The 21,234-nt window shown below is 65.6% G+C and carries 21 protein-coding genes and 1 pseudogene; 10 read left to right on the forward strand and 12 right to left on the reverse strand.

Translation table 11 applies throughout. The annotated features are described in order from the left end of the window. Positions 1–7: 7 nt before the first annotated feature. Positions 8–517, reverse strand: a complete 510-nt coding sequence (locus tag HU772_RS12230; protein ID WP_186662164.1) for a GNAT family N-acetyltransferase — start codon at positions 515–517, stop codon at positions 8–10. A gap of 193 nt (positions 518–710) precedes the next feature. Here HU772_RS12230 and HU772_RS12235 point away from each other — a divergent pair, with 193 nt between their 5' ends. The 3 genes from HU772_RS12235 (at position 711) to dksA (ending at position 3,166) form a co-directional block, all read left to right on the forward strand. Further along, the gene (locus HU772_RS12235; RefSeq protein ID WP_186662146.1) at positions 711–1,271 is read left to right on the forward strand and encodes a gamma carbonic anhydrase family protein; all 561 of its coding nucleotides are present in this window, start codon (positions 711–713) and stop codon (positions 1,269–1,271) included. Positions 1,272–1,273: 2 nt separating this feature from the next. Continuing rightward, entirely contained in the window at positions 1,274–2,611 is a 1,338-nt protein-coding gene (locus tag HU772_RS12240) for a dihydroorotase (RefSeq protein WP_186662145.1), read from the forward strand. A 147-nt stretch (positions 2,612–2,758) separates the two neighbouring features. Beyond that, positions 2,759–3,166, forward strand: coding sequence for an RNA polymerase-binding protein DksA (gene dksA, locus HU772_RS12245; RefSeq protein ID WP_186662144.1), 408 nt, complete (start codon positions 2,759–2,761; stop codon positions 3,164–3,166). Here dksA and HU772_RS12250 read toward each other — a convergent pair. Together HU772_RS12250 and HU772_RS12255 are read right to left on the reverse strand one after the other, a co-directional pair. Next, positions 3,163–3,876, reverse strand: coding sequence for an MgtC/SapB family protein (locus tag HU772_RS12250; RefSeq protein WP_186662143.1), 714 nt, complete (start codon positions 3,874–3,876; stop codon positions 3,163–3,165). The genes dksA and HU772_RS12250 overlap by 4 nt on opposite strands. A gap of 342 nt (positions 3,877–4,218) precedes the next feature. Then, positions 4,219–4,989, reverse strand: a complete 771-nt coding sequence (locus HU772_RS12255; protein ID WP_186662142.1) for a class I SAM-dependent methyltransferase — start codon at positions 4,987–4,989, stop codon at positions 4,219–4,221. A gap of 73 nt (positions 4,990–5,062) precedes the next feature. Here HU772_RS12255 and HU772_RS12260 point away from each other — a divergent pair, with 73 nt between their 5' ends. Further along, entirely contained in the window at positions 5,063–5,524 is a 462-nt protein-coding gene (locus HU772_RS12260; protein WP_186662141.1) for a sterol desaturase family protein, read from the forward strand. Positions 5,525–5,557: 33 nt separating this feature from the next. Here the strand turns inward: HU772_RS12260 and HU772_RS12265 are convergent, their stop codons facing one another. Then, entirely contained in the window at positions 5,558–6,457 is a 900-nt protein-coding gene (locus HU772_RS12265) for a bile acid:sodium symporter family protein (RefSeq protein WP_186662140.1), read from the reverse strand. 172 nt (positions 6,458–6,629) lie between these two features. Between HU772_RS12265 and HU772_RS12270 the strand changes: the two genes are divergently transcribed. Beyond that, positions 6,630–7,508: a Dyp-type peroxidase gene (locus HU772_RS12270; RefSeq protein ID WP_186662139.1), complete on the forward strand. Its 879-nt coding sequence runs from the start codon at positions 6,630–6,632 to the stop codon at positions 7,506–7,508. Positions 7,509–7,692: 184 nt separating this feature from the next. Here the strand turns inward: HU772_RS12270 and HU772_RS12275 are convergent, their stop codons facing one another. The 6 genes from HU772_RS12275 to HU772_RS12300 all read right to left on the reverse strand — a co-directional run bounded on the left by HU772_RS12275 (position 7,693) and on the right by HU772_RS12300 (position 13,928). Next, positions 7,693–9,006, reverse strand: a complete 1,314-nt coding sequence (locus HU772_RS12275) for an alginate export family protein (RefSeq protein ID WP_186662138.1) — start codon at positions 9,004–9,006, stop codon at positions 7,693–7,695. Between the two features lie 322 nt (positions 9,007–9,328). Further along, positions 9,329–10,102 carry an SDR family oxidoreductase gene (locus HU772_RS12280; RefSeq protein WP_186662137.1) on the reverse strand — a complete coding sequence of 258 codons (774 nt, stop codon included), beginning with the start codon at positions 10,100–10,102 and terminating at the stop codon, positions 9,329–9,331. After that, entirely contained in the window at positions 10,099–10,890 is a 792-nt protein-coding gene (locus HU772_RS12285; RefSeq protein ID WP_186662136.1) for an SDR family NAD(P)-dependent oxidoreductase, read from the reverse strand. Before HU772_RS12285 ends, HU772_RS12280 begins: the two co-directional genes overlap by 4 nt. Continuing rightward, positions 10,887–11,705, reverse strand: coding sequence for a molybdenum cofactor biosynthesis F family protein (locus tag HU772_RS12290; protein ID WP_186662135.1), 819 nt, complete (start codon positions 11,703–11,705; stop codon positions 10,887–10,889). The genes HU772_RS12285 and HU772_RS12290 overlap by 4 nt, the downstream gene beginning before the upstream one ends. Before the next feature lie 76 nt (positions 11,706–11,781). Next, on the reverse strand, positions 11,782–12,438 hold the full coding sequence (locus HU772_RS12295) for a helix-turn-helix transcriptional regulator (RefSeq protein WP_186662134.1): 657 nt from the start codon (positions 12,436–12,438) through the stop codon (positions 11,782–11,784). Between the two features lie 2 nt (positions 12,439–12,440). Further along, positions 12,441–13,928 carry an aldehyde dehydrogenase family protein gene (locus tag HU772_RS12300; RefSeq protein WP_186662133.1) on the reverse strand — a complete coding sequence of 496 codons (1,488 nt, stop codon included), beginning with the start codon at positions 13,926–13,928 and terminating at the stop codon, positions 12,441–12,443. A gap of 274 nt (positions 13,929–14,202) precedes the next feature. Between HU772_RS12300 and HU772_RS12305 the strand changes: the two genes are divergently transcribed. The 5 genes and pseudogenes from HU772_RS12305 to feaR all read left to right on the forward strand — a co-directional run bounded on the left by HU772_RS12305 (position 14,203) and on the right by feaR (position 19,699). Next, on the forward strand, positions 14,203–15,372 hold the full coding sequence (locus HU772_RS12305; RefSeq protein ID WP_186662132.1) for a p-hydroxyphenylacetate 3-hydroxylase oxygenase component: 1,170 nt from the start codon (positions 14,203–14,205) through the stop codon (positions 15,370–15,372). 123 nt (positions 15,373–15,495) lie between these two features. Beyond that, positions 15,496–16,005, forward strand: a pseudogene (locus tag HU772_RS12310) (flavin reductase family protein); the annotation flags it as partial. A 465-nt stretch (positions 16,006–16,470) separates the two neighbouring features. After that, positions 16,471–17,970 (forward strand): APC family permease, encoded by a 1,500-nt coding sequence (locus HU772_RS12315; protein ID WP_186662130.1) that lies wholly within the window; start codon positions 16,471–16,473, stop codon positions 17,968–17,970. After that, on the forward strand, positions 17,951–18,505 hold the full coding sequence (locus HU772_RS12320) for a DUF3156 family protein (protein WP_186662129.1): 555 nt from the start codon (positions 17,951–17,953) through the stop codon (positions 18,503–18,505). The genes HU772_RS12315 and HU772_RS12320 overlap by 20 nt, the downstream gene beginning before the upstream one ends. Before the next feature lie 228 nt (positions 18,506–18,733). After that, the gene (gene feaR, locus HU772_RS12325; protein WP_186662128.1) at positions 18,734–19,699 is read left to right on the forward strand and encodes a transcriptional regulator FeaR; all 966 of its coding nucleotides are present in this window, start codon (positions 18,734–18,736) and stop codon (positions 19,697–19,699) included. 218 nt (positions 19,700–19,917) lie between these two features. Here feaR and HU772_RS12330 read toward each other — a convergent pair whose 3' ends face one another. Both HU772_RS12330 and HU772_RS12335 read right to left on the reverse strand, forming a co-directional pair. Continuing rightward, positions 19,918–20,739 (reverse strand): RHS repeat-associated core domain-containing protein, encoded by an 822-nt coding sequence (locus HU772_RS12330; protein ID WP_186662127.1) that lies wholly within the window; start codon positions 20,737–20,739, stop codon positions 19,918–19,920. 129 nt (positions 20,740–20,868) lie between these two features. Continuing rightward, the gene (locus HU772_RS12335; RefSeq protein WP_186662126.1) at positions 20,869–21,234 is read right to left on the reverse strand and encodes a cupin domain-containing protein; all 366 of its coding nucleotides are present in this window, start codon (positions 21,232–21,234) and stop codon (positions 20,869–20,871) included.

Below are 21,234 nucleotides of genomic sequence, written 5' to 3' on the forward strand. Positions count from 1 at the left end.
CCGTGGCTTACAGGGTAAGTGACAAGCGCATTGCGCAGCGGTTTTCCAGGCCGTGGGCGCGCTCCTCGGCCAGCACGGCCAACAGGCGTGGGTCGAGGTTGGCGACGGGCTGCGAGATAAAGCCATAGCGCTGGTAGAACGGGGCGTTCCACGGCACGTCGGCGAAGGTGGTCAGGGTCAGCCAAGCCAGGCCGCGTTGGCGGGCGGCCTGGGTCGCCTGGTCGAGCAGGCGTCGGCCCAGGCCTTGGCCCTGGGCCTGGTGGCTTACCGACAGTTCGTTGATGTGCAGGGCGTCGGCGGCGACCGTTGCACAGAGAAAGCCTGCCGGGTGGTCGTGTGCATCCACCGCGACCCAACTGGTGCCGGCGATGGCGAATGCCAGGTGGTCGGCCTCGGTCATGACTTCGCTGTCGGCCAGCCAGGCCAGCGACGGCAACTGCCGAAAGGCCTGGGCGGCGGAGCGCTCGACAGCGGGCAGCAGGGAGACGTCGCGGGCGAGGGTGGGACGGATGTGCATGGTAAAGGCCTGGCGGTTGTGAAACTCGACGGTAGGAGCCAGCTTGCTGGCGAACCAGGCAACAGGGTGAATGGCACCGGCCATGCCGGCTCCTGCAAAAGGCCGAGTTTGCCAGATCCTTCTGCAAAGGTGTTGCAATGACATTGTTATAACGTAACATTTAGACCTTTCCTCCCTCCCCAGGACCGCCCCCGTGATCCGCAAGAACCCCTCCGGCCACCTCCCCGAAATCGCCGAGTCCGCCTACATCGACCACACCGCCATCATCTGCGGCAAGGTGATCATCCATGACAATGTGTTCGTCGGCCCTTACGCGGTGATCCGCGCCGACGAGGTGGACGCCAGCGGCGACATGCAGCCGATCGTGATCGGCGCCAACTCCAATATCCAGGATGGCGTGGTGATCCATTCCAAGTCCGGCGCCGCGGTACGCATCGGCCAGTACAGCTCGATCGCCCATCGCTCCATCGTGCATGGCCCGTGCGAGGTCGGCGACCGGGTGTTCATCGGTTTCAACAGCGTGCTGTTCAATTGCAAGGTCGGCGACGGCAGCGTGGTCCGGCACAACTCGGTGGTCGATGGCCGTGACCTGCCACCGCGCTTCTACGTGCCGCCCACCGAGCACATCGGCCCGCACACCGACCTAGCCAGCTACCCTCCGGTGAGTGTGTCGGCCTCGGAATTCTCCGAGGACGTGGCGCGCACCAACATCGATCTGGTCCAGGGCTACAAGGCCCTGCAGAACGAGTTCTGATCATGGACAGCCTATTGGTGCGCAACGCCCGGCTGGTCAATGAAGGCCGCGAGTTCGAAGCAGACCTGTTGGTGCGCCACGGCCGCATCGAGCGGATCGCCGGCAGCCTCGACAACACCCGGGCGACGCTGGAACTCGATGCCGCCGGTGCCTGGCTGCTGCCGGGGATGATCGACGACCAGGTGCATTTCCGTGAACCAGGCGCGCCGCACAAGGGCAGTATCGCCAGCGAGTCGCGGGCGGCCGTGGCAGGTGGCATCACCAGCTTCATGGACATGCCCAACACCCAGCCCGCGACCCTGACCCTCGAGGCCTTGGCCGACAAGCAACGGCGCGCGGCCGCAGGCTCGCGGGCCAACTACGGTTTCCATTTCGGCGTCAGCCACGACAACCTCGACACCATCGCCGCACTCGACCCGCGCGCGGTGGCTGGGATCAAGGTGTTCATGGGCGCCTCCACCGGCAACCTGCTGGTGGACGATCCACAGGTGCTGGAAAAGCTGTTCATCTATGCGCCAACCATTGTCCTGGCCCATTGCGAGCACACCCCGAGCATCCTCGAGAACGAGGGCTGGTGGCGCAGCCGCCACGGCGAGTTCATTCCACCGGCGGCGCACCCGTTGATCCGCGACGCCGAGGCCTGTTACCGCTCATCCAGCCTGGCGGTGGAGTTGGCCCGGCGCTTCGGCACGCGCCTGCACGTGCTGCACCTGACCACCGCCCGTGAGCTTGCGTTGTTCCAGCCGGGGCCTGTGGCCGGCAAACGCATCACCGCCGAAGTGTGCCTGCATCACCTGCTGTTCGACGACAGCGACTACGCCACCCTCGGGCACCTGATCAAGTGCAACCCGGCGATCAAGACCGGCAGCGACCGCGATGCCCTGCGCCGGGCGTTGGCCCGCGACCTGATCGATGTGATCGGCACCGACCATGCGCCGCACACCCTGGAGGAAAAGCGCCGGGTCTACACCCGCGCACCGGCTGGCCTGCCGCTGGTGCAGCATGCGCTGCCGGCAGCGCTTGAGTTGGTCAGTGAGGGGGTGTTGAGCATGGCCCAGGTGGTGCGCAAGACCAGCCATGCGGTGGCTGAACTGTTCGCCATTGGCGAGCGGGGGTTTCTGCGCGAGGGCTACTGGGCGGACTTCGCCCTGGTCGAGCGCCTGGCCACGCCACGCCCGGCGGCGGACGACCCGGTGCTGGCCCGTTGCGGCTGGACCCCGTTCCAGCAGCGCAGTTTCCACCATGTGGTGCGCAGTACGGTGGTGTCGGGTCAGCTGGCCTGGTACCAGGGGCGGGTGCGCGACCAGTGCCAGGGCCTGCCTTTGACATTCGACCGCTGAGCTCTCTGTAGGAGCGGCCTTGTGCCGCGAAAGGGACGCAAAGCGGCCCCCGCATCTGGCGCCAGTGGGGCTGCGATGCAGCCCTTTCGCGGCACAAGGCCGCTCCTACAGAACGTGTGCAAGCCCCCAGCCTCCAGGAACCTTCCCATGACTGAAGAACAACTGCTGCAACAACCCGCCAACGCCTACATGAACGAACCACAGCGCCAGTTCTTCCGCACGCTGCTGCTGGCCCAGCGCAGCGAGTTGCAGTTGCGCATCGAGCAAGAGTTCCGCGCCCTGCGCGAACAGGAAGTGCACAGCGACCCCGCCGACCTCGGCAGCGCCGAGGAAGAGCGCCATTGGCAACTGCGCTCGCTGGAGCGGGAAAAGAAGCTGCTGGACAAGATCGACCAGGCGCTGGAACGCCTGGCCCGGGGCGACTACGGCTGGTGCGCCGAAACCGGCGAGCCGATCGGCCTGCGCCGCCTGCTGCTGCGGCCCACCGCCACCTTGTGCGTCGAAGCCAAGGAACGCCAAGAGTTGCGTGAGCGGCATGTGCGCGATGACGCCTAGTCGCTGTTCAGCCCCTGGACCTGGAGCTGCCAGCGCACCGAGCTGACGCCTTTCTCCAGGCTTATCCGGCCCACCAGGCGCTCCAGCTGGGTCGGCGCCTGCGGCGTGCCGAGCAGCTCGGCACGCACTTCCAGGCGTGCGGCGTCGGCCAGGTCCTCGCTGTGCAGCGACTGCAGGCGCAGGCCCGGGTCGCTGAGGCTGTGCAGCATCAGGCTGCGCACCTGGATCTCGTCTTCGGCGCGGCAAACGATGCGCACTTCGAAGCGTTGCTCCACCTCATCGGCAGGCAGCACTTCCTGGCGGTCCAGGCGCTGGGCCAGGTCGCGCAGCAGGATGTTGGCGCACAGCACCACCAGGCTGCCCAGGCTCGCCTCGAGCAGTAAACCGAGGCTGCACAGTACGCCGATCGCGGCGGTGCACCAAAGGGTGGCGGCGGTGTTCAGGCCGCGCACGTTGAAACCATCGCGCATGATCACGCCACCGCCGAGAAAGCCGATCCCCGACACCACATAGGCGGCGATGCGCGAGGCGTCGGTGGGGGCCATGCCCGGCACTGCCTGGGTCATCAGCACGAACAGGCAGGCGCCGGTGCTGACCAGCGCATTGGTGCGCAGGCCGGTCAGGCGCTGGCGCAGTTGACGCTCGGCGCCAATCAGCGCGCCGAGCAGCAGGGCCACGCTGACGCGCAGCAGAAAGATTTTCCAATCCATAGCGAACCTCGTTCCACGGGCAAGTGCCCGCACAGGCGCCAACCCTTGGGCGGCGCGATTGAAAGCAAAGAGTGCGCAGGACCACCGCTCCGGCCCGGTGTGGGGCAGGGCGTGAGGAAAGCGGGGAGGGACCAGCCTGCGAAGGCTGGGCAATACCACCGTCTACCGTGTGCGGCGAGACAGTGGCAGGAGCGCTGCCGGACTAGCTCGCCGTGTGGGCCTGTCGCAATCGACTGGGGCTACTGTCCAATGCAGGGGTCTCCTGTGAGGGGATGCTTGAGTGCGCGGCGGACCATACGCCTCGACCCGCTCGGGGTCAAGGCGCGGCGCATGACGATTGTGTTACGCCAGGCGCTGGCAGACGTAGGCCTGGGTCTGGTAGGGGAAGGCGATGCTGTCACGGCCCTTGAGGGCCGGGTGGCTGTCGATCAGGGCTTGCAACTGGCCCATGACCTTGTCCTGTTCGGCCTGGGGCAGGGCAGCAATGAAGCTCACCGAGCGCAGGCGTTCGAGGATCACCGTCTGCGGGCTGCCGACGTGGACATGGGGCAGGGTGCTCAGTTGCGGCGCACTGAACCAGCGGCCATCGAAGGCGTTGCGCCAGCGCCCGGTGTGGAAGCGTGGCGTGTCGCCTTCGTAGGGGGTGATGATTTCGGTAATGCGCGCCACCCAGTCCACCGACTCGTCGCGCACATTCCATACCAGGCCGAGGCGGCCCCCGGGGGCCAGCACCCGGTGCATCTCGGCCAGGGCGGCGCTGTCGGCGAACCAGTGGAAGGCCTGGGCGCACACCAGCACCTGCTGGCTGGCATCGGCCACCGGGATTTGCTGGGCGGTACCGTCGAGCACCGGCACCTGCGCCAAGTGCTCGGTGAACTGCGCGCGCATCGCCGCCACCGGCTCGACGGCCGTCAACTGTGGCGCAAGGGCACTGAGCAGGCGGGTGAACTTGCCGGTGCCGGCACCCAGGTCCAGCACCGCTGTGCCTGGGGCAATGCCCAAGGCATGGCGCAACCAGTCCTGCAAGGCGGCGGGATAGTCCGGCCGGCCTTGCTCGTAGTTGCCCGAATAGCGGGAAAAACCGGTGCTGGCTGCTGCGTGTACATCCTTCATGGAAAACCCCTCCGAATGGCCTGCTGGCAATGTTACCCTTGCGCCTTTCGTTGCCAACCCCCCGGATCGTCTGATGTTGTTCAATCTCGCTGTGCTGTTCGGCACCCTGGTGGCCATGGAGGGCGTCGGCACGCTGGCCCACAAGTACGTCATGCATGGCTGGGGCTGGTGGTTGCACCGTTCGCACCATGAGCCGCACCTGGGCATGCTGGAAACCAACGACCTGTACCTGCTGGCCCTGGGCCTGATCGCTGCGCTGCTGGTCGCCCTGGGCAAGGCCGGGCATGCGCCGCTGCAGTGGGTCGGTGCTGGGGTGGCGGGGTATGGCGTGGCCTATGTGCTGGCCCACGATGGTTTTTTCCACCGGCACTGGCCACGGGCGCCGAGGCCGGTCAATCGCTACCTCAAGCGCCTGCACCGGGCGCACCGCCTTCACCATGCGGTGAAGGGGCGCCAGGGTAGCGTGTCGTTCGGGTTCTTCTATGCGCCGCCGCTGCGCGTGCTGAAGCGGCAGTTGAAGCAGCGGCGCGGCTGAGGCGTACGTTTACCGCGCCAGCTAGGCCGGCGTCTACGGTGCCGGTGGCAGCGGGGCGACCACTTCCGCGGCGCGCTGCCCGCGGCTCACCCACCACCCAAAGCCCGCCGCCGTGAAGAACATGATCAAGCTGTAGATTGCCGCCGGCACCGCCATGGTGGCGTTGTTCAACAGCGATGGGCTCAGCGCCAGGGCGATGGCCAGGGTGCCGTTGTGGATGCCGATTTCCATGCCGATGGCAATTGCCTGGCGCTTGGGAATGCGCAACAGCCGTGGCAGCCAGTAGCCCACGCCCAGGCTGAGCAGGTTGAACAGCAACGCTGCGCCGCCAACGATCGGCGCGTACTCGACCACCGTCTGCCAGTCCTTGGCCAGCGCCAGGACGATGGTAAAGGCCAGGAACAGCGCCGCCACCAGTTTCATGGGTTTCTCCATGCGCGCGGCGAAGCCCGCCGCCCAGTGCCGTATCAGCATGCCCAGAGCCACCGGCAACAGCACGATGGCGAACACCTGCATGACCTTGGCGAATTGCAGCGGGATGGCCTGGTCGGAGGCCATGAACCAGGCCAGCGACAGGTTCACCAGCAGCGGCATGGTGAGGATGGCGATCAGCGAGTTGACCGCGGTCAGGGTGATGTTCAGCGCCACATCGCCATGGGCCAGGTGGCTGAACAGGTTGGCGGTGGTGCCGCCCGGCGAGGCGGCCAGCAGCATCAGGCCCACCGCCAGCGCCGATTCCAGGCCGAAACCGTTGGCAATCAGGAAGCACACCAGCGGCAGCAGCAGGATCTGGCACGCCAGGCCGACTACCACCGGCTTGGGGTACTTCACTACCCGGGCGAAGTCGGCCAGGGTCAGCGACAGGCCCAGGCCAAGCATGATGATGCCTAGGGCCAGGGGCAGGATGGCGGTCAGCAGGGGCGAGGCGGTCATGGGCGGGTTCTCGGGCGAAGGATTTTTCGAGTGTAGGCGGCGCCTGAACGATAGCTAATTGCAATGCGCCAGCTTTAGTAACCGTTTATTACCAAGGCTGTGCGCCCGCGTCGCGTTGCGGTCAGGCGCCTGGCGCAGTAGCATTCGCGCTTTTGCCGAGGATTCGCCCGTCATGCCGTTCCAGCAAGGTCTGCTTGCCACCCCGGTGCCGGCCCATGCCCGCCACCTGTTTTTTGCCCTGGATTCGCACGAGGCGCTGCCAGGGGTACTCGACCAGTTGATCACCCAGGTCGACGGCCAGAATCTGATCCTCGCTATCGGTGCCCCGCTGGTGAAAGCCTTGGGCCGTGAAGTGCCGGGGCTGCGCAGCTTCCCGCAATTGGACGCGGTGGTGGAAAACCCGGCGACCCAGCACGCCCTGTGGCTGTGGCTGCGCGGTGACGAGCGTGGCGAGCTGTTCCTGCGCGCCGAAGCCTTGTGCCAGTTGCTGGCCCCGGCGTTGCGCTTGGTCGACAGCGTCGACGGCTTCCTGCACCGCGGCGGCCATGACCTGACCGGTTACGAAGACGGCACCGAGAATCCGGTGGACGAAGACGCCGTGGCCGCCGCCATCGTGCCTGGCGATGTGCCGGGCCTGGCCGGCTCCAGCTTCGCCGCCTTCCAGCTGTGGAAGCATGACCTGAACTACTTCAAGTCGCTGCCCCAGGCCGAGCAGGACAACATCATCGGTCGCCGCCTGAGCGACAACGAAGAGCTCGCTGACGCGCCGGCATCGGCCCACGTCAAGCGCACCGCCCAGGAGAGCTTCGAGCCCGAGGCGTTCGTGGTACGCCGTTCGCTGGCCTGGGCCGACGAGCGCGGCGCGGGCCTGGCGTTCGTTGCCCTGGGCTTCTCGCTGGACGCCTTCGAAGTGCAGCTGCGGCGCATGAGCGGGCTGGAAGATGGTGTGATCGATGGCTTGTACCGCTTCAGCCGGCCGTTGAACGGTGGCTACTACTGGTGCCCGCCACTGACTGCCGACGGCGCCGACCTGAGCTTGCTGCTGGGCTGAATGCCTGGCTCGCCAGCAAGGCTGGCGTCTACAGGAGGGCGCATGGCTCGAGGCCTGCGCGCCCCCTGTGGGAGCAACTGCCTTGCTCAACTGCTAAAGCTAGCGCGATCCCTGTGGGAGCGGGCTTGCCCGCGAACACCGGCGCAGCCGGTACCAAGCACCGCCTTGTTTGGTTCGCAGCGGTCTAGAACGGCACCGCCACCGTCAGCTGGCTGTACACGTTAGTGCCGCTACCCACCTGGTTGCCGCCATTGCTCTGATCCTTGCGCGGCTTGAACAACCCCAGCAGCGGGGTGACGATCAGGTGCGGGGTCACCGCCCATTCCACGTACAGGTCCAGCTCCTGGGCATCCAGGTTCAGGTTGTCGCGGCTGCGCACGGTATCGAAGTCGAAGTACAGCGCGCCAACGGTGACATCCTCCCGCGGCGTGGCCTTGAGGCCGACATGGTGGATGCCGCTGTTGGTGTTGAAGGGGCCGGCGTAGTTGCCGGCCACCTCGCCCTGGATCCAGGTGCCGTAGCCGCTGGACAACCCGGTGAACAGCAAGTCCCAGCCCGCTGAGTAGCGCGTGTAGCGGTAGCTCAGTTGCGGCGCCCAGGGCGCTTCGGCGAAGGTATAGCCAGCCTCGGCGTACCAGGCGGTCTCGCTGCCGCCGCGTTTGTCCTGCCAGGCGTATTCGAAGGCGAAACGGGTGTTCTCCAGCCCGGCGCTGCCTTCGCCGCGCAGGCTGTAGACGTCCATGCCTTCGCGGGCCTTCTGGAATTCACTGGCCCACTGGTCGGCGACATCGATACCGTGAATATAGGTCAGCCCCAAGGTGCCCAGATCGTGGGTGTAGTCCAGGGTGCCGGCGGCCAGCTCGGTCTCGGCCTGGGCACGGTTGTCGGACTTGAGCCACAGCACGCTGCCGTGCAGCCCCTCCTTGCCGCCCAGGCGTAGTACCGCGGTGCGGTCGAAGGCATGGCGAGCCCCCAGATAGAACCCCCCGCCACGGTTGAGCTGGCCATCGGCCGGGCCCTTGCCGAGGTTGGGGCCGTCATCGTTGATCAAAAAGCCACTCCCTAGCTGGATCACCTGGCGGCCGCCGGAAATATCCACGCCGTCCTGGCCCAGCAGCGGGAACAGTGCGCCAGAGCGCCAGCCCAGGTAGGCGTCCTCGATCTTGGTGGTGCGTTCGGAGCCGTCCTGGTTGCCGCCGGCATCGCCATCGCCCCAGGCACCGGAGCTGACCCACTGCAGCGAGCCATATAGCGTGCCGTTGCCGCCCAGGCCCTGGTCGCCGCTCAGCCCGTACTTGATGAAACCTTCGCGCCAGGTCGAGCCACCGGGCCTGCCATCGTAGTTGTGACGGCTGTTGAACATGCCCCATACGGCGAGCAGGTCGGCATTCAGATGGGTGTCGTCGTCGGCGTACAGTTCATGGGCCGAGCTGGCCGGGCCATGGACCAGCAAGGCCAGGGCGGTGGCCAGAGCGGTGCGACGTGGAGTCAGACGCATGGATCGATCCTCGTTTGTTGTGTGCGGTCTTGGTTGCCGCGTTGTTGTGGAGGCAGGTTGCGCGGGTATTAGCGCCTGGAAGCTGGGCGGCGGTCTTGCTTGTGGCTGCCAGGTGGCTTGGCTGTCGCCGCCAGGATTGCGCTATGCAGAGTGCGCAGTCCCCTTGTGGGAGCCACTGTCTTGCTCAACTGCTAAAGCCAGCGCGGTCGCTGTGGGAGCGGCTTCAGCCGCGAACACCGGCACAGCCGGTGCCAGGCACCGCGTCGCTTGCTTCGCGGTGGTGCGGCGGTCCGACAAGCCCGCTCTCACAGAGTCATGTCGCTTACAGGGCTTGGCTGGCCAAGGTCTCCGGCAGGGTCGCGCCACCGTCGACCACCAGCGTCTGGCCGGTGACATAGGCCGCCGCATCGGACGCCAGGAACAACATCGCCGCGGCGATATCGGCAGGCTCGCCCAATCGCCCGAGCGGCACCCCGGCGCCGATCCTCGCGTTCAACGTTGCATCACCCAGGTTGTCCATGGCCGGGGTGCGGATCATCCCCGGTTCCACACCGTTGACCCGCACCTTCAGCGGCGCCAGTTCCAGCGCGGCATTGCGGATGAAACCGTTGACCCCGGCCTTGGACGCGGCGTAGTGGCAGAGGCCGGGATAGGCCACCCGTGGTCCGGTCACTGACGAGGTGACCAGCACGCAGCCACCACCCTGGCGGGCGAACAGCGGCAAGGCGCCCTGGGTGAGCCAGAACAGCGCCTCCAGGTTCACCGCCAGGGTGCGTCGCAGCTGTGCCGGAGCGAGTTCGGCGAACGGTGTGAGCGGAAAATACGCGGCGTTGTGCACCAGCACATCGAGGCAGTCCAGGCTCGCCAGCAGGTCGGCGATGGCCCCAGGGTCGGCCAGGTCCAGGGCATGGGCCTGCACCTCATGGCCCAACGCCGAATGCCGCTGCGCCAGCTTCTGCAGTGCTTGCTCATCGAGGTCCACGGCCAGCACTCGGGCGCCGCCACGGGCGAACCCCTCGACGATGGCCTGGCCAATGCCACCGGCCGCGCCAGTGACCAGTACCCGGTTGCCGACATAGTCGTAGCGGGCATTCATGGCTGTGACGCCAGGCGGGTGTAGGCCAGGGTCGGCACATCGACCACGGTGGCGCCGCCATCGGCGGTGATCACCGCGCCGGTGACGATGCTGGCGTCATTGCCGACCAGGAACTGGCACACCGCGGCGATCTCGTCGCTGCTGGCGGCGCGGCGCAACGGCACATCGGCGCTGACCCGCTGGTAGGCCGCCTCCAGGTCTTCCTGATAGTGGCTCATCAGCGCCTGCATCTCCTGGTCCGCCATGGGCGTGCGCACCCAGCCCGGGCAGACGCAATTGACCCGCACCCCGTCCGGGCCATAGTCACGAGCCAGGGAGCGGGTCAGGCCGACCAGGGCGTGCTTGGCGGTGGTGTAGCCGCACACCTCGGGGCCGGCTGCCAGCGAAGCGATGGAGCCCAGCAACACCAGGCTGCCACGGCGTTCGCGCAATAGCGGCAGGCAGGCGCGGGCGGTGTGGAACGCACTGTCGAGGTTGCTGCGCAGCGCTTCGCGCCAGGCCGCGTCATCGATATCGCCGGCGCGGCCAAGGCCATGGCCACCGGCGCAAGCGATCACCGCGTCGAGTCCGCCGAAGCGTTCGCGTACCTGGGCGATGAAGCCTGGCCAGGTGGCGCTGTCCGCCGCGTCGCCAGCCAGTACCAGGCCGTCCGTGGCCAGCGCCACCTGCTCCAGTGCTGCCTGGCGCCGGCCGACCAGCGTCACCTGCCAACCCTGGCTGGCCAGGCGCCGGGCGCACGCCGCGCCGATGCCGCTACCAGCGCCGGTGATCAGTACGCTGCGGCTCACAGCGGGTACTCCGTGCGGTTGACCACCCGGCAATAGGACGACACCGGGAAGTTGGCCAGGGCATCGAAGCCACCGCCCTGGTAGCCGAAGATCTTGCCGTCGCTGCGGTGCTCGGCCAGGTCGATCATTACCAGGCCCAGGGTCGGGACGATCTTCTCGCACCAGACGAACAGGTAAAGTTGCTCGGCGATCTTGTAGTAGTAGGCCCGGTCGGTGTCGCACAGGCCCTGCTCGACGCCTTTGAGGCACTGCCAGCTGTAATGGTTGGCGTTGAGGTAGAGGTGCTCGTATTCCTCGGTGGGGCTGTAGCGATAGTGGTTGCGCAGGCCCACCAGCTCAGTGGTCGGCGCATGCGGGCAGGCGCCGGGCTGCCAGGGCAGGTCGAGGCCACCGTGCAGGAAGGTCGCCTCGACCCCGGTCAGTGGCTCGCCGGCCAGGGCCAGTTGGTATAGCCCGCGCTGCGTGCGGGCCTGGTCGGGCAAGCGGCCGAGCACGGCGGTAAAGGACTGGGTGTGGGTGTCGAGCACCAGTGACACCGACCAGGCCTGGTTACCCTCATGCTTGATGAAGTCGACCAGGTAGATGCCCGGCCGCACGGAGGTGGCGCGATAAGCGGCGCTGCCGCTGCTATGGCCATCGGTGGCTTGCCAGTGCAGGCGTTCGCTTTCGAAGCAGTGCTCGATCACCCAGCCGTTGGCGAAGTGCAGGGTGAGGCTGCGCCCGGACAGGTCGGCCAGTTGCGGCAGGATGAAGGCATCCGGGGCGAAGCCTTCGGCGAGGGCGCCCACGGTGATCCAGTCGGCGTGCTTGGTCATGGCGGTGACTCCTGTAGTTGAGAGGCCCACAGGGTGCAGTGCGGCGCAGGCCGGCGGTATCAACCGGAAGGTTGAGTCACAGGTACAGCAGCGTCACCAGCTCGGTGCGGTTGCGCACGCCCAGTTTGCGGAACAGGTTGATCAGGTGGGTCTTGACGGTCGGCAGGCCCAGTTCCAGCGCGCGGGCGATCAGCTTGTTGCTGCAACCTTGGCGTAGCAGTTCGGCGATCTGTTGTTCTCTGGGCGTCAGTTCAGGCATGGGTTGCCTGGCCGGTGGTTGGCTAGACAGTGCCAGTTGCATCAGGCCATGCAGCGGCAGTAGCCGTTCGAGTTCGTCGGCCTGGAACGCGCCGAGCCCCGCGCAGCGCAACAGCGACACGCCCGCCACGGGGCGTGCATCGACTTGGGCGATGATCTCCACCACATCCACTACCTGGTGCTGGGCCAGAAAGCTTCGGTAGGTCTGCCCCTGAACCTCGGGCAGGCAGGCCAGGCCCTGGCCCAGCGACACCACCGGCCTGCCGATGGCCATGCAGCGGCTCGGCTGCAGCGGGTCGTAGGCCCGGTAGTGCGCCAGGTAACGCGCGTGCATGGGCGCCTGCAGGTCCTGCAACAGGAAGTCGCAGGCCTGCTGCTCGGCGTCGATGCGATAAAAGGCCGCCAGCGACGCCGGCACCTGCTGGCTGAACGCCTGCAGGCAATAGCGGCCAAGGTCCTGCGCGCTGCCGGCCATGGTCAGTAGCGCATCATCACCGACTTCAGCTCGGTGAAGTCGTCGATGAAGGCCGAGCCGAACTCGCGGCCGATGCCGGAGGCCTTGATACCGCCGAACGGCACCGCCGGGTCGAGCAGGGTATGCATGTTCACCCACAGCGTGCCGGCCTGGATCTGCGGGATCAGGCGCATGGCCTTGGCCAGGTCGTTGGTCCACAGACTCGCGCTCAGGCCGTAGGGCGAGGCGTTCATCAGGTGCAGCAGCTCGTCTTCATGGTCGTAGGGCAGGAAGGTCGCCACCGGGCCGAAGGTTTCCTGGTTGAGCAGGGTGTCGCTGGCCTGGTTGGCGAGGATCACCGTGGGTTCGACGAAGCAACCCGGGCCGTCGCCCAGGCGCCCACCATGGAGGATCCGATTGCCCTCGGCGCGGGCGGTGGCGAATAGCTCAGCGAGCTTTTGCTGGTGCGGTTTGTTGGCCACCGGGCCGAACTGCGTGGCTTCGTCCAGTGGCGAGCCGATCCTCAACTGGCCCAGGCGCTGGCACAGCGCTTCGAGCAAGGGTTCGAGCCGCGAGCGGTGGACATAGAAGCGCTCGCCGGCGGCGCAGATCTGCCCGGAATGCAGGAAACCGGCCTCGATGATGCCGTCCACCGCCTTGTCCAGGCCCACGTCGGGCAGGAAGGCCACGGCGTTCTTGCCGCCCAGCTCCAGGGTCGCACGGGTCAGCTTGGCGCCCATGGCCGCCTGGCCGACGGCGATGCCGGTGGGCACGGAGCCGGTGAACGACACCTTGTCGGTGCCCGGGTGCTCGACCAGCGCTTTGCCAACGTGGCCGGCGCCAGTCACCACGTTGAGCGCGCCGGGCGGCAGCCCGGCCTCACTGCCCAGCTCGGCGATGCGCAGCAGGGTCAGAGGGGTGAACTCGCTGGGCTTGAGCACGATGCTGCAGCCGGTGGTCAGCGCCGAGGCCAGTTTCCACAGGGCAATCATGGTGGCGAAGTTCCATGGCACGATGCCGGCCACCACGCCCACCGGCTCCCGCAGGGTGAAGGCGCTGTAGCGCTCGCCGGCGAAGGAGGGCAGCGACGGGGTGATGGTCTGGCCGGTGATCTTGGTCGCCCAGCCGGCGTAGTAGCGCAGGAAATGCGCGGCCTGCTCGACCTCGAAGGCGCGGGCGATACCGATCAATTTGCCTGATTGCAGGGTTTCCAGTTGGGCCAGTTCCTCGCGGTGAGCTTCGAGCAGGTCGGCCAGGCGCAACAATACCCTGGCGCGGGCGGCGGGGCTGGTGCGCGACCAACTGGCAAAACCTTGGCGTGCAGAGTCCACGGCACGGTCGACGTCAGCCTGGTTGGCGTCGGCAATCTGCGCGATGGCCTGGCCGTTGGCCGGGTTGTGCACGGTGAGGCGAGCGCTGGCCTGGCTGGCGACCTGCTCACCGTGGATGTACAGCCCGTGGTCGCGGGCCAGGAAGGCGCTGACGGCGGGGAGAAGGGCAATGTCGCTCATGGTGTGGCTCCGGGCAATGGATGCGCTGGCATGCCAGCGATGGGCCGCGCAGCGGCCCCGGTTGCCCGCAGATTACGGGGCTAGCGGCGTTGGCTTCTTGTCCGCCCATGCCACCCCCATGACTGAGCCTGCCAGCTCGTGGAAAAGTGCAATGCGAGCTGCGGAACTTGCATTTTCCATACCCCCGGTGGCTCCCATACTGGCCTGGCATTCAGCGGCGGGCAGCCTGCACCGGGCCGACGCTCGCCAAGGTCCAATAACAATGAGCCAGACCATGAAAAAGCCAAACGCCCTGCTCGAAGACCTCAAGCCCCTGTTGCCGGCCATTGCCGCCCGTGCCGACCAGGCCGAACACGAGCGCACGGTCCCCGCCGAGAACATCGCCGCGCTCAAAGGCATCGGGCTGCACCGGGCATTTCAGCCACGGCACTACGGCGGCCTGGAAATCAGCCTGCCGCAGTTCGCCGAATGCATCGCCGCCCTGGCCGGCGCCTGTGCCAGCACGGCCTGGGCCATGAGCCTGCTGTGCACCCACAGCCACCAACTGGCGATGTTCCCGGCGCGTTTGCAGGATGAAGTCTGGGGCCGCGACCCGCACGCCACCGCCAGCAGTAGCATCGCCCCGTTTGGGCGGACCGAGGAAGTCGACGGCGGTGTGCTGTTCAGTGGCGAGATGGGCTGGAGCAGCGGCTGCGATCATGCCGAGTGGGCAATCATGGGCTTTCGCCGGGCCAATGACGCAGGCGGCCAGGACTATTGCTTCGCCGTGCTGCCACGCAGCGACTACCAGATCCGTGACGACTGGTACGCAGTGGGCATGCGCGCCAGTGGCAGCCGCACCCTGATCGTCGACCGTGCCTTCGTGCCCGAGCACCGCATCCAGCGGGCCAAGGACATGATGGAAGGCTCCTCGGCAGGCTTTGGCTTGTACCCAGGCAGCGCGATCTACTTCAATCCGTACCGGCCCTATTTCGCCAGCGGCTTCTCCACCGTGAGCCTGGGCATCGCCGAGCGCATGCTCGAGGCCTTCAAGGACAAGACCCGCAACCGCGTGCGCGCCTATACCGGGGCTGCGGTGGGCGCAGCCACCCCGGCGCTGATGCGCCTGGCCGAGTCGACCCACCAGGTGGCCGCGGCGCGGGCCTTGCTGGAAAAGAGCTGGGAGCAGATTGCCGACTACAGTGCCCGCCACCAGTATCCGACCCGCACCGAACTCGCGTTTTGGCGCACCAACCAGGGGTACGCAGTCAAACTCTGCATCCAGGCGGTGGACCGGCTGATGGAGGCGGCCGGCGGCGGCGCCTGGTTCGACAGCAACGAAATGCAGCGGCTGTTCCGCGACGCGCACATGACCGGGGCCCATGCCTATACCGACTACGACGTCTGCGCGCAGATCCTCGGGCGTGAGCTGATGGGGCTGGAGCCGGATCCGGCAATGACCTGAGCTTTAACTGATGAACAGGGTTGGATCAACGTGGGAGCGAGCTTGCCTCGCGATAGCGCTCGACCAGGCAAGCTCTCCCATAAACCGCCCAAGCCCAGTCCAACAACAATGATGGAGCCTTGCATGTCCACTCCCTTCGATAGCCGCGCCTTTCGCCGCGCCCTGGGCAACTTCGCCACCGGCGTCACCGTGATCACCGCCGCCGACGCCTCGGGGCGCAAGGTCGGGGTCACCGCCAACAGCTTCAACTCGGTATCCCTCGACCCGCCGCTGGTGCTCTGGAGCATCGACAAGCGCTCCGGCAGCCATGCGGTGTTCGAGGCCGCCGGGCACTTCGCCGTGAACGTCCTGGCCGCCGACCAGATCGACCTGTCCAACACCTTCGCCCGCCCCAGCGAAGACCGCTTCGCCGGAATCGAGCATGAGACCGGCGAGGGCGGCGCGCCTCTGTTGCCGGGCTGCTCGGCGCGTTTTCGCTGTGAGAAGTTCCAGCAGATCGATGGCGGTGATCATTGGATTCTCATCGGCCGGGTGCTGGCGTTCGATGACCTGGGGCATTCACCGCTGCTTTATCATCAGGGGGCCTATTCCAGGGTTCTGCCCCATGCATTGTTGGACCGTTGCGCGCAGGGGTAACTGTTTCGAGGTGTTCGACGCAAGAGTTGCAGTGCCTGTGAAATCGAGCGCCGCCCGCGCGGCGCATCGCGATGCAAGGCCGCTCCTACATCTGTTTCGGGCCAGTCAATCCTGTGCCATTACCTGGTACGCCTTGTTGGTACGACACGGTTTAAGTGTGGGCACCACTGCCGCCTCACCTGTCTCAAGACATACACCAAGGCGGGCAACCATGGCCAGACAGGTTCGGCACGTTGCAACAAATGTAGGAGCGGCCTTGCGTCGCGCGGGCGGCGCTCGATCTTGTAGGCGCTGCAAGACTATCGCCAAGCACCTGGCAACACGGATCAAGACCGGCGGCAGGCAGTGGCAAGACCCGCCCGGGTGCAGGCCGCAAAGTGACAGGGACGACCCGGCGATCGCCAGCACTTGCGGCGCGCCGGGCAAGCGGTCATCTTTCCCTCGTCCACCCAGGGCCCACCCATGACAATCAACAATAAGCTCACCGAGCACCTCAACCGCGGCAGCGTCGGCTTTCCCACCGCGCTGGCCAGCACCGTCGGCCTGATCATGGCCAGCCCCGTGATCCTCACCGCGACCATGGGCTTTGGCATCGGCGGCAGCGCCTTCGCCGTGGCCATGGTGATTGCCGCGGTGATGATGCTGGCCCAGTCGACCACCTTCGCCGAGGCGGCGGCGATCCTGCCGACCACCGGCTCCGTGTACGACTACATCAACTGCGGCCTGGGCCGCTTCTTCGCCATTACCGGCACCCTGTCGGCCTACCTGATCGTCCATGTGTTCGCCGGTACCGCCGAGACCATCCTCTCCGGGGTGATGGCGCTGGTGAACTTCGAACACCTCAACACCCTGGCCGAGTCCGCCGGCGGCTCCTGGCTGCTTGGGGTGGGCTTCGTGCTGGTGTTCGGCGTGCTCAATGCCTTTGGCGTCAGCGCCTTCGGCCGCGCCGAAGTGGTGCTGACCTTCGGCATGTGGACCACGCTGATGGTGTTCGGCGTGCTCGGTTTGCTGGCGGCACCGGCGGTGCAATTGGACGGGCCGTTCGGCGTGTCGCTGGTCGGCACCGACCTGATGACCATCCTCTCGCTGGTGGGCATGGCCATGTTCATGTTCGTCGGCTGCGAGTTCGTCACCCCGCTGGCCCCGGAACTCAAACGCTCGGCCTGGGTGATGCCCAAGGCCATGGCCCTGGGCCTGTTCGGCGTGGCCAGCTGCATGTTCATCTACGGCGCGGCGATGAAACGCCAGGTGGAGAACGTGGTGCTCGACGCCGCCAGCGGCGTGCATTTGCTGGATACGCCCATGGCCATCCCACGTTTCGCCGAACAGGTGATGGGCGATATCGGCCCGGTATGGCTGGGCATCGGCTTCCTGTTCGCCGGCGCCGCCACCATCAACACGCTGATGGCCGGCGTGCCGCGGATTCTCTACGGCATGGCGGTGGATGGCGCGTTGCCGAAAGTGTTCAGCTACCTGCACCCACGTTTCAAGACACCGCTGCTGTGCATCCTGGTGGTGGCGTTGATCCCGTGCCTGCATGCCTGGTACCTGGGCGGCAATACCGACAATATCCTGCACCTGGTGCTGGCGGCGGTGTGTGCCTGGAGCACCGCGTACCTGCTGGTGACCCTGTCGGTGGTACTGCTGCGCATCCGTCGTCCGGACCTGCCGCGGGCCTACCGCTCGCCGCTGTTCCCGTTGCCGCAGATCGTCTCCAGCATCGGCATCCTGCTGGGCATGTGGTTCATCACCCCGCCGGGCATGAACCCCGCCGACGTCTATGTGCCCTTTGCCGTGATGCTGGGCGCCACGGCTGCCTATGCGCTGTTCTGGACCCTGTGCGTGCAGAAGGTCAACCCGTTCAAGCCGGCCAGGGTCGAAGACGTACTGGAGAAGGAATTTGCCGCCGAACCCGGCCAGGCCCACAGCGAGCAGGTGCAGCATGTTGGCAAGCTGGCTTGAGCGCCTGAGCGCGCCGCGCGCCCCGGCCGGATACCGGCCGGGCGCTACCTTGGCGCGGCTGGCGCGCAACCTCGGGGTCGAGGATGCGCGCAGCTTTACCTACCGGGAGGATGGACCGCGTATCGAGGTGCGTGAACGCACCGAGAGCCACTTGTTGATGCACCTGGTGATGTGCGAGTTCATCCTGCGCGTGCCTGCCAGCGGCCGGGGCACGCTACGCGTCGAACTGCAACATACCGGCGCATTGCGGCGCACTGGCCTGGCCTGCCGACTACGTGGTGGCGATCCAGAGTTGTTCAACGCGCTCAAGGCCCGTCTGGTGGAGGTTGACAGCGCACTGATGCCGCTGGACTTCAAGCGCCTGCTCATCGACTGCGTCGAAGGTGAGTGGCGGGTCAGCCTGGAACACATGGGCGCAAGCGAGGTGGTCAACCGTATGCCCGCCTTGCGTCGCTACATTCCCCTCGACGCCGAGCAGCGGCGCCTGCTCTGGCAGGCGTTCGACCTACTGCTGCATACCCTGCAAGCCCTCTGAACCCAGCGCCCCTCTGTAGGAGCGGCCTTGCGCCGCGAAAGGGCCGCGTAGCGGCCCCAGGATTTCAGTAACCACTGAGATTGCCGGGCTGCTACGCAGCCCTTTCGCGGCGCAAGGCCGCTCCTACCGGAAGTGCGCGCCACTTTCAGAGGCGATCATGGTTGTACCTTTATAGATAACATGTTAACAATTACCCCATAACAACAACCGTTGCGTGTGGAGGTAGCCATGCCCCAGTCCACTTCTCCGTACAGCGCAACCCTGGCCGCCGACGGCCTGGAGCGCTGGACCAACGCCATGCAGCAGGTCTGCGGCCGTTTCCAGACCGAACTGGCGTTCAACCGCTCGCTGTTCATCGGCGAAATCGCCACCTTCAATCGCGCCGGCCTGGTCCTGGCCAACCTGCGCACCAACGCCGGCAATATTCGCCGGCTGGGCGACAACGCCGATTGCGACGACGACCAGCACTGCTTCCTGGTCAGCCAGCGCATGGGCTATTCGCAGATCACCCAGGACGGCGTCAGCATCCAGTTGTCGCCCGGCGAACTGCTGCTTATGGATTCGGTGGGGCCGTGTGAAATCACCCCGTTCGGCCTGATCGAGCATGTCTCGCTGTCGTTGTCCCGCGAACAGGTGCGCAAACACCTGACCGGCGCGGGGCCGACCTTCGGCAAGATCTCCTCGACCAATGCCTGCGGGCGCATGCTGCACCTGTTGATGGACCAGCTGTGCCGCGAGGGCGACGACAACGGCGACACCCAGGGCGAAGCCTTGCAATCGGCGTTCATCGCCTTGCTGGCACCGGGTTTCGAGCGCAGCGAGGACCATCCCGGGGCGCTGACGGGGCTTGGCGGCACGAACCTGCGTGGCTATGTGCAGAAGGTCATCGATGAGTCGCTGGGCCAGCCAGGCCTGACCCCGGCCAACCTGGCCGAGCGCCTGAGCATTTCGGTGCGCCATCTTTACCGTCTGTTCGAGGAGGAGGGCGACAGCGTTTGCCGCTATATCCAGCGCTCGCGGCTCAAGCGCAGTGCCGATGACTTGTCCAACCCGTTTCTCAAGCGCGAGTCGATCACCTCGATCGCCTACAAGTGGGGATTCACCGACTCGGCGCATTTCAGCCGGGCATTCAAGAAGCACTTCGAGCAGTCGCCAAAGGATTATCGGGCCATGGCCCTGATGCCGGGGCGGTAAGGGCATCGCGGGGTAAGCTCACTCCCATATGGCGGCGAAGCTCTTGTTGTTGTCAGGGCCTGGGGAATATCGCCAAGTGGGACGGGGAAGACCATCCTGCAGATGCGTGATGGTCGCAAAACGAGCTTGCGTGGCCTTGTTCTAAGTCCGTCTGAAGGTTGCCTTGAAATAATCAGTTGGATGCCTGATGAGGCAATGGGAAATCAGAGGTTGTAGTCCTAGTCACCACGCACTTGGCTGTTCCCGTTTTGTGGCTGCTGATGTCGACTTTCGAAGATTGCAACAGTTCTGGAAACGCTCCACGCAAAGCTGCCATTTCGTGCAGGCGCACGAGAATGCTGCTCAGGCTGTCTTGAAGCGTTCTGCTCGAACCGGGCGACAACTTCCGAAACGCTCCATGTGAGTCCATTTCTAGGTTGAAGTCGGCGATTGTCGGCGGCATGCACAGTTTGTGGAATTGTCAATACCGTGTGGCCTTCAGGAAGAGTGGATGAGTACTCAGGCGGACGGTCTATGTGCGACATGGCGCGAGGATGTAGCTCATGCTCCATATTGCTATAGCGAGGCGGTGGAAGCCCTGCCAAAAAATCAGGAAGTCTGATTGAAGGACCTGGCTGGTCAAGTTGAGCAGGCTGAATGGCTCCAAGAGAAGAATAGGCCGGAGGACTTGTCAAGGTCGATGGCGATCGTGAAGGTTTGAACATGTGGCCTGTCGGGTCTGCACGGTTGACAGGGTCATTGCCGCAATAGGCATAAGCATTGACCCCCCCTTTTCCAAACGGACTGAGAGTATCCATGGAGCCGAATCTCATCAGTGCGGTGTGAAAAGCACGATAACCATTACCGAGGAGATAGAGATTAGAGCGCTCGCATAGTTGCGCGTTGAATTTCAGCGAGCCGGCTTGACCATCAATAATCGGGCAGTAGCCGAAGGCAGTATAGGACAACGCAGCTTTGTCAGTGTGGCGCTGAAAGACCGAACCTTGCAGATCGGTTGCCAGAAGCGCTGACACGTAGGCGGTCATGAGTTCATAAGTCATCGAGTTAGCCCAGAACAAGACATGAGTCTATCCTGCCGCTGGGCTGTATGTGTGTCGACTAGTAAGATTGCTAGTTGAGATACTGGCCAGTTTCGTTGGGTTGGGCCAAAAGGCAGTGTTGGTAATGTGTCAGGCGACGGCCAGGTAATGCTTCACAAAGGTCTCGCTCAAGACCTCCCACAGCACCGGCGTACCCTTGGTCACGAACCAGGCATCGCCCGCCTTGTAGCGCGTCACCTGACCGGTGGATTCGTCGGTCAGCTGGATTTCGCCGGTGACGATCACCGCCTGTTCATTGAACGGATAGACCATACGGAACTTGCCTTGGGTCGTGCCGAAATACGCGCTGCTCAGCGGATCGGTCGGCGCGCCGTGGGTCATCTTGCCGTAGCACTTGACCTCGCCTTCGAGGATGGTCGAGCCAAGGTCGGCAACGGTGCCCCAGGCGTCGAGTTCGGACAGTTGCACACCCTGGCGGACGGTGGTGAGGGTCAT

This window comes from Pseudomonas xantholysinigenes (assembly GCF_014268885.2).
Taxonomy (GTDB): Bacteria; Pseudomonadota; Gammaproteobacteria; order Pseudomonadales; family Pseudomonadaceae; genus Aquipseudomonas; species Aquipseudomonas xantholysinigenes.

What these genes read in the sequence shown, in the direction of transcription:
- HU772_RS12230 (WP_186662164.1), bottom strand. Translation starts at nt 517, where the DNA reads ATGCACATCCGTCCCACCCTCGCCCGCGACGTCTCCCTGCTGCCCGCT.
- HU772_RS12240 (WP_186662145.1), top strand. Translation starts at nt 1,274, where the DNA reads ATGGACAGCCTATTGGTGCGCAACGCCCGGCTGGTCAATGAAGGCCGC.
- dksA (WP_186662144.1), top strand. Translation starts at nt 2,759, where the DNA reads ATGACTGAAGAACAACTGCTGCAACAACCCGCCAACGCCTACATGAAC.
- HU772_RS12250 (WP_186662143.1), bottom strand. Translation starts at nt 3,876, where the DNA reads ATGGATTGGAAAATCTTTCTGCTGCGCGTCAGCGTGGCCCTGCTGCTC.
- HU772_RS12255 (WP_186662142.1), bottom strand. Translation starts at nt 4,989, where the DNA reads ATGAAGGATGTACACGCAGCAGCCAGCACCGGTTTTTCCCGCTATTCG.
- HU772_RS12260 (WP_186662141.1), top strand. Translation starts at nt 5,063, where the DNA reads ATGTTGTTCAATCTCGCTGTGCTGTTCGGCACCCTGGTGGCCATGGAG.
- HU772_RS12265 (WP_186662140.1), bottom strand. Translation starts at nt 6,457, where the DNA reads ATGACCGCCTCGCCCCTGCTGACCGCCATCCTGCCCCTGGCCCTAGGC.
- HU772_RS12270 (WP_186662139.1), top strand. Translation starts at nt 6,630, where the DNA reads ATGCCGTTCCAGCAAGGTCTGCTTGCCACCCCGGTGCCGGCCCATGCC.
- HU772_RS12275 (WP_186662138.1), bottom strand. Translation starts at nt 9,006, where the DNA reads ATGCGTCTGACTCCACGTCGCACCGCTCTGGCCACCGCCCTGGCCTTG.
- HU772_RS12280 (WP_186662137.1), bottom strand. Translation starts at nt 10,102, where the DNA reads ATGAATGCCCGCTACGACTATGTCGGCAACCGGGTACTGGTCACTGGC.
- HU772_RS12290 (WP_186662135.1), bottom strand. Translation starts at nt 11,705, where the DNA reads ATGACCAAGCACGCCGACTGGATCACCGTGGGCGCCCTCGCCGAAGGC.
- HU772_RS12295 (WP_186662134.1), bottom strand. Translation starts at nt 12,438, where the DNA reads ATGGCCGGCAGCGCGCAGGACCTTGGCCGCTATTGCCTGCAGGCGTTC.
- HU772_RS12300 (WP_186662133.1), bottom strand. Translation starts at nt 13,928, where the DNA reads ATGAGCGACATTGCCCTTCTCCCCGCCGTCAGCGCCTTCCTGGCCCGC.
- HU772_RS12305 (WP_186662132.1), top strand. Translation starts at nt 14,203, where the DNA reads ATGAAAAAGCCAAACGCCCTGCTCGAAGACCTCAAGCCCCTGTTGCCG.
- HU772_RS12315 (WP_186662130.1), top strand. Translation starts at nt 16,471, where the DNA reads ATGACAATCAACAATAAGCTCACCGAGCACCTCAACCGCGGCAGCGTC.
- HU772_RS12320 (WP_186662129.1), top strand. Translation starts at nt 17,951, where the DNA reads ATGTTGGCAAGCTGGCTTGAGCGCCTGAGCGCGCCGCGCGCCCCGGCC.
- feaR (WP_186662128.1), top strand. Translation starts at nt 18,734, where the DNA reads ATGCCCCAGTCCACTTCTCCGTACAGCGCAACCCTGGCCGCCGACGGC.
- HU772_RS12330 (WP_186662127.1), bottom strand. Translation starts at nt 20,739, where the DNA reads ATGACTTATGAACTCATGACCGCCTACGTGTCAGCGCTTCTGGCAACC.
- HU772_RS12335 (WP_186662126.1), bottom strand. Translation starts at nt 21,234, where the DNA reads ATGACCCTCACCACCGTCCGCCAGGGTGTGCAACTGTCCGAACTCGAC.